Below are 6,391 nucleotides of genomic sequence, written 5' to 3' on the forward strand. Positions count from 1 at the left end.
TATAAATGAAAAAATTAATTAATAATCCAGATTCTGTTGTTGAAGAGATGTTAGAAGGAATGGTAATGGCACATCCAAGTTATGTTAGAAAACTTGAAAATTCAGATGTAATTGTTAGAAAAGCTTCACCGATACACGGAAAAGTTGCATTAGTTAGTGGAGGGGGAAGTGGTCATGAGCCGGCACATGCAGGTTATGTAGGAAAAGGAATGCTAAATGCAGCAGTTTTAGGACCAGTATTTACGTCACCTGCACCAGATCCAATATATGAAGCTATAAAAGCAGTTAATGGAGGACCCGGAGTTCTTTTAGTTGTTAAAAACTATACTGGAGACGTAATGAATTTTGAGATGGCAAGTGAAATGGCGCAAATGGATGGTATAAATGTTGCAAGTGTTGTTGTTAATGACGATGTAGCAGTTGAGAACAGTCTTTTTACAGCAGGAAGACGTGGAGTTGCTGGAACCGTATTTGTACATAAAATAGCTGGTGCAAAAGCGGAAACTGGAGCAAGTTTAGAAGAAGTTAAAATTGTAGCACAGAAAGTAGCTTACAATGTGCGAAGCATGGGAATTGCATTAACACCTTGCACGGTCCCTGCACTTGGAAAACCTAATTTTACACTAGGTGAGGACGAAATCGAAATCGGTATTGGTATTCATGGAGAACCAGGTACTCATAGACAAACTATTAAACCTGTTGATGAACTAGTAGATCATATGGTAGGGAAAATATTAACGGACATGCCACTTGCAAAAGGAACTGAAGTAGCAGTTATGGTCAATGGACTCGCATCTACGCCACTAATGGAGTTATACATTGTGAATAGAAAAGTTCATAAGATATTAGAAGAAAAAGGAATAAAAATTTATAAAACGTTTGTTGGAGAATTTATGACTTCTCTTGAAATGACAGGATGTTCTGTTACATTATTAAAACTAGATGATGAATTAAAAGCTCTCTTAGATGCACCTGCAGATACACCAGCATTAAAAGTATTATAAAAACTTAGCATTGCAAAATGAAAACGATTAGCCATAAAAAGGGATGTGAAATAATGGGGATTACAGGATTACAGGTAATATCAATCTTGAATAGAATATCAAAAGTACTTGAAGAAAATAAGCTTTATTTAAGTGAACTTGATGCAGCGATAGGTGATGGAGACCATGGGATAAATATGAATAAAGGTTTTAGTGCAGTTGTTGCAAAATTGAAGGATGATGATGGACTTGATATTGGAGTTATTCTCAAGAAAACAGGAATGGCACTAGTTTCAAATGTAGGAGGGGCAGCAGGCCCATTATATGGCACAGCCTTTATGAAAGCAGCTACTATAATTAATGGCAAATCAAATATTGATATTAATGATTATATTAAGATACTTGAAGCAGCACTTGCTGGAGTTATGATGCGTGGAAAAGCCCAAAGAGGAGAAAAAACAATGATTGATGCCATAGCACCAGCAATTGATGTTATGAAAAAAGCAGAAGATGCAGGTAAAACACCACTTGATATTCTAAAAGCTTCAAAAGATGCAGCGCTTCAAGGCGTGGAATATACAAAAACTATAATTGCTACTAAAGGAAGAGCTAGTTATCTTGGCGAAAGAAGTATTGGTCATCAAGATGCAGGTGCAACTTCGAGTTTTTTAATATTGAATACTATTTATGAAGAAGTAAAACTTATAAATGAAAGTAAGGTGTAAGCTATGGTAGGGATTGTAATAGTTTCGCATAGTAATAAGGTGGCAGAAGGGGTAAAAGAACTAGCACTGCAAATGGCAAAAGAGGTACCTATTGCTGCAGCTGGTGGTACAAGCGATAATGAACTTGGAACGGATTTAGAAAAAATTATTTCAGCTATAAAACAAGTTTATACGCGAGATGGTGTTGCTGTACTATTTGATCTTGGTAGTGCATGTATGAATGCTCAGATGGCAATTGAATCTTTATCAGATGAAATGCAGAAAAATGTGAAGGTTTTAGATGTTGCACTAGTTGAAGGAGCTATTACTATAGCCGTAGATAGCAGTATTGGTAAAAGTTTAATTGAGATTGAAGTAGCAACTAAGAAGTTGTGTCTTCATAAAATGGCATAAAGAATATATAATAAACCATTAGATTTTAATAGAAAATCATGTTGACAAAGAGTGAATTATATAGTAATATAATACAAAAGCATAGATAAAAAATTACCTTTAATTTGATCCGAGAGATCGAGAAGGAAGTAGATGTTTAAAGTTGTTATTACTACGCCTTCTCATAATAGAGATGGCGTTTTTTGTTTATAAAAAATCATAAATGAACAAAATATTAAAAGTATTACAGTACCTTTAAATTTAGTCCGAGAGACTGAGAAGGAGAGGATATAATATGTTAAAAGGAAGAAATTTGATTGACCCAATGGATTTATCACTACTAGAACTTGAGGAAATATTTGATTATGCAGACGAGATAATTAAAAATCCGAAGAATTATGCTCATATATGTGATGGTAAGATTTTAGCAACATTGTTTTATGAACCTAGCACACGTACAAGATTAAGTTTTGAAGCAGCAATGTTAAGACTTGGCGGCGAGGTTCTAGGATTCTCAGAGGCAAAATCTAGTTCTGCTTCAAAGGGAGAAAGTGTAGCTGATACGATAAGAACTGTAGAGTGTTATGCTGATATCGCAGCAATAAGGCATCCTAAAGAAGGGGCAGCTAAAGTTGCAGCTATGAATTCTCAAATGCCAGTAATAAATGCAGGAGATGGCGGTCATCAACATCCAACGCAAACACTAACAGATCTTTTAACCATAAGAAATATTAAAGGGACATTATCAAACTTAACCATAGGGATTTGTGGTGATTTAAAGTTTGGTAGAACAGTTCATTCATTAATAAAAGCTATGTCTAGATACGAAAATATTAAGTTTGTACTTATAGCTCCAAATGAGTTAAAAATACCTAAATATATTAAAGAAGAAGTACTTGAGAAAAATAATATAGAGTTTGAAGAGGTTGAAAAATTAGAAGAGGTTATTGGAGAACTTGATATTTTGTATATGACTAGAGTTCAAAAGGAAAGATTCTTTAATGAAGAAGACTATATAAGACTTAAAGATATTTATATATTAAACAAAGAAAAAATGCTAAAAGCGAAGAAAGATATGATAATACTTCACCCACTTCCAAGAGTTAATGAAATAGCTGTGGAATTAGATCTTGATCCAAGGGCATGTTACTTTAGACAAGCAAAGTATGGTATGTATGTAAGAATGGCACTTATTGCTAAACTTTTGGGGGATGATAAATAATGGTAAGCATAAATAGTATAAAAAGAGGAATAGTAATAGATCATATTAAAGCAGGTGTAGGACTTAAAATATTTAACTATTTAGGTTTGGATAAAGCTGAATTTACTGTGGCACTTATAATGAATGCACCTAGTGGTAAACTAGGAAGAAAAGATATAATTAAAATAGAAAATGAAATTGATATAGATTATACTGTTTTAGGGTTTATAGATCCTAACATAACAATAGATATAATAAATGGAGAAAAAATTCAAAGTAAAATTAAATTAAAATTACCTGATAATGTTGAAAACGTAATAAAATGTATTAATCCAAGATGTATTACATCTACCGAGCAAGAAATTAAACATAGTTTCTATTTATCGAATAGAGAAAAAGGCGAGTATAGATGTATGTATTGTGATGAGATTAACACCCCTAATAACATATCATAATAAACACTTAATTTGAATTAAAAGGTATGAACAGTTTAAATAAAAGTTAGATCATACAGTAGAATTTTAATAAAGCGTGAAAGGATGATAAAATAATGGAAGTTTTGATAAAAAATGCAAGGGTAGTTGATTCATCACAAGATTCAATTTTTGATGTTTATATAAATAAAGGTATAATATATGAAATAGGAAAAAATCTACAAAAAGACTGTGAGGTATTAGATGGAGAGGGATATGTTTTAGCACCCTCTTTTATAGACCTTCACAGTCATTTTAGAGAGCCGGGATATACATATAAAGAAGACTTGTTATCTGGAAGTAGGGCAGCTGTTCGTGGTGGTTATACTGCAATAAATTTAATGGCAAATACAAAACCCGTATGTAGTTCAATGGATGTAATAGATAAGGTCCTTGAAAAATCAAAGAAAATAAATCTTGTTGATATACATCAATGTGCTTCAATTACGGAGGATTTACTTGGAAAATCTATAGATCATTTATATCAGTTAACACCTGCGGTTAGATTTATATCGGATGATGGGAAGGGTGTTTCTAACAGCCGCATAATGCTTGAGGCCATGATTTTAGCTAAAGAGAAGAACTTAACAATAATATCTCATGCTGAAAATGAGGAGCTGGTGGATATTGATACAAGGCTTGCAGAGAACATGATGACATGGAGAGATATCTCTCTTTCAAAATTTACAGATTGCAAACTGCACCTAGCTCATGTTAGTACAAAAGAAGCTATGAAAGATATAATAGATGCTAAAAAACAGGGGGTGCGAGTTACTTGCGAGGTTACGCCACATCATATAGCACTTACCGAGGAAACAAAGTATAGAGTAAATCCACCTATGAGAAAAGTGGAGGATGTGAACTTTATAATTAAGGCGATGCAAGATGGTTTCGTGGATGTTATAGCAACGGATCATGCACCACATAGCGAGCAGGATAAAATAAATGGAGCTCCTGGTATATCGGGGCTAGAAACCTCCTTTCCAGTATGTTACACTAAATTGGTAGAAGAAAGTCACATTACTATAAATAAACTTTCAGAATTGATGTCAAAAAACCCGGCCAAAATTATGAAGCTAAATAAGGGCGAAATTAAAATTGGATTTGAGGGGGACTTGGTTCTCTTAGATATTAAAACTAAGTACAATATTGATTGCTCACAATTTTTATCAAAAGGACATAATTCTCCTTTTGATGGTAAGAGTGTATCAGGAAAAGTAATGTGTACTATTAAAGCAGGAAGAATAATTTACAAAGCTAAGACGGATAAAAAGGAAGAATGGATAAGTAAATAAAATAGTAAAGGTGGAATAATGATTGATTATAGATAGATTATTTGAGAGTGTAGAAAAAAAAGGTAATGTATGTGTAGGACTTGACACTGATTTAGAGTATTTACCAGTAGAGTTTAGAAATAAATTTATGCATGATGAGCACGCATTATATAGATTTAATCAAATGATAATTGATGCCACATATGATATTGCAGCATGTTATAAGGTGCAAATAGCATATTATGAAGCGCTTGGTCTAAATGGTTTAAAAGTATATAAAGACACTTTAAGTTATATAAAAAGTAAGGAATGTTTAGCGATTGCAGATATTAAAAGAGGAGACATTGCTAAAACTGCTCAAATGTATGCAAAAGCTCATTTTGAAGGAGATTTTGAAAGTGATTTCATAACTGTTAATCCATATATGGGGATGGACAGTATTGAACCATATCTTCCTTATGTAAAAAACAATGAAAAAGGAATATTTTCGCTAGTAAGAACATCCAATAAAGGTGCTAGAGATATAGAGTATATAGAAAATAAAGAAAATAAAAAAGTTTATGATATAGTTGGAGAAAAACTACTTAAAATTGGTAGTGAATTTATGGGTCAATGTGGTTATAGCTCTGTAGGTGGGGTTGTTGGATGTACACACATAGATGAAGGGCTAAAGATGAGGAAAGATCTTGAAAAAATGTTTTTCCTAATACCAGGGTATGGAGCACAAGGTGGAGCAGCAAATGATGTTGCTATCTATTTAAAAAATGGAAATGGTGGAGTTGTGAATGCTTCTAGAAGTATTTTGCTTGCTTATAAAAAAGTTGAAAATGGTGGAATTCATTTTGAACAGTGCGCAAGAGCAGAAGCTATAAAAATGAGAGATGCAATACGAAAAGCAGCTAATAAATAATATACAATTTTTATTAAGCACTGGAGGGGTTTATTTGAAATACTCAGTCGAGAAGACATATGAGAATGTTTTAGTAAGTGAGGGTGTGTATAAGCTTTCTATAAAAGGTAAATTCGACATAAAACCAGGACAATTTTTTATGTTAAAGACGGGGGAGCTTGAGCCACTATTACCAAGACCTATAAGTGTATATGATGTAGATGATGAGAAAATGAGTTTTTTATATCAAATAGTAGGGCAAGGAACAAAACATCTTAGTAAACTTCGTGAGAATGACGAACTTCAGATAATGGGACCACTCGGAAATGGATTTGATGTAGAAAAAATTAAAGGGAAAATTGCTATTGTATCTGGAGGGATTGGTATAGCTCCACTTGTTTATTTGATTAAAAAGCTTACTGGTTGTGAAATAGATTTGTACTCAGGGTTTAAAACTGTGGATTATTCTGTGGA

Annotated in this window: 7 protein-coding genes and 1 pseudogene; all 8 read left to right on the forward strand. The window is 33.1% G+C overall.

Going from position 1 to position 6,391, the window contains the following annotated elements:
• Positions 1–5: 5 nt before the first annotated feature.
• On the forward strand, positions 6–1,004 hold the full coding sequence (gene dhaK / locus Q0649_RS20085) for a dihydroxyacetone kinase subunit DhaK (protein ID WP_298846043.1): 999 nt from the start codon (positions 6–8) through the stop codon (positions 1,002–1,004).
• Between the two features lie 53 nt (positions 1,005–1,057).
• Positions 1,058–1,708 (forward strand): dihydroxyacetone kinase subunit DhaL, encoded by a 651-nt coding sequence (dhaL, locus tag Q0649_RS20090; RefSeq protein ID WP_298846029.1) that lies wholly within the window; start codon positions 1,058–1,060, stop codon positions 1,706–1,708.
• A 3-nt stretch (positions 1,709–1,711) separates the two neighbouring features.
• Positions 1,712–2,101, forward strand: coding sequence for a dihydroxyacetone kinase phosphoryl donor subunit DhaM (dhaM, locus tag Q0649_RS20095; RefSeq protein WP_298846032.1), 390 nt, complete (start codon positions 1,712–1,714; stop codon positions 2,099–2,101).
• Between the two features lie 274 nt (positions 2,102–2,375).
• Positions 2,376–3,302, forward strand: coding sequence for an aspartate carbamoyltransferase (gene pyrB / locus Q0649_RS20100; RefSeq protein WP_298846034.1), 927 nt, complete (start codon positions 2,376–2,378; stop codon positions 3,300–3,302).
• Positions 3,302–3,736, forward strand: a complete 435-nt coding sequence (locus Q0649_RS20105; RefSeq protein WP_298846037.1) for an aspartate carbamoyltransferase regulatory subunit — start codon at positions 3,302–3,304, stop codon at positions 3,734–3,736. Before pyrB ends, Q0649_RS20105 begins: the two co-directional genes overlap by 1 nt.
• A 92-nt stretch (positions 3,737–3,828) precedes the next feature.
• Complete coding sequence (locus tag Q0649_RS20110; RefSeq protein WP_298846046.1) at positions 3,829–5,049, forward strand: dihydroorotase; 1,221 nt, start codon at positions 3,829–3,831, stop codon at positions 5,047–5,049.
• A 22-nt stretch (positions 5,050–5,071) separates the two neighbouring features.
• Positions 5,072–5,938, forward strand: a complete 867-nt coding sequence (gene pyrF / locus Q0649_RS20115; protein ID WP_298846040.1) for an orotidine-5'-phosphate decarboxylase — start codon at positions 5,072–5,074, stop codon at positions 5,936–5,938.
• Positions 5,910–6,391, forward strand: a pseudogene (locus tag Q0649_RS20120) (hypothetical protein); the annotation flags it as partial. The gene pyrF and the pseudogene Q0649_RS20120, both read left to right, overlap by 29 nt.

Origin of the sequence: uncultured Clostridium sp. (genome assembly GCF_937920395.1) — a bacterium.
In the GTDB taxonomy this organism is placed as follows: domain Bacteria; phylum Bacillota; class Clostridia; order Clostridiales; family Clostridiaceae; genus Clostridium_AD.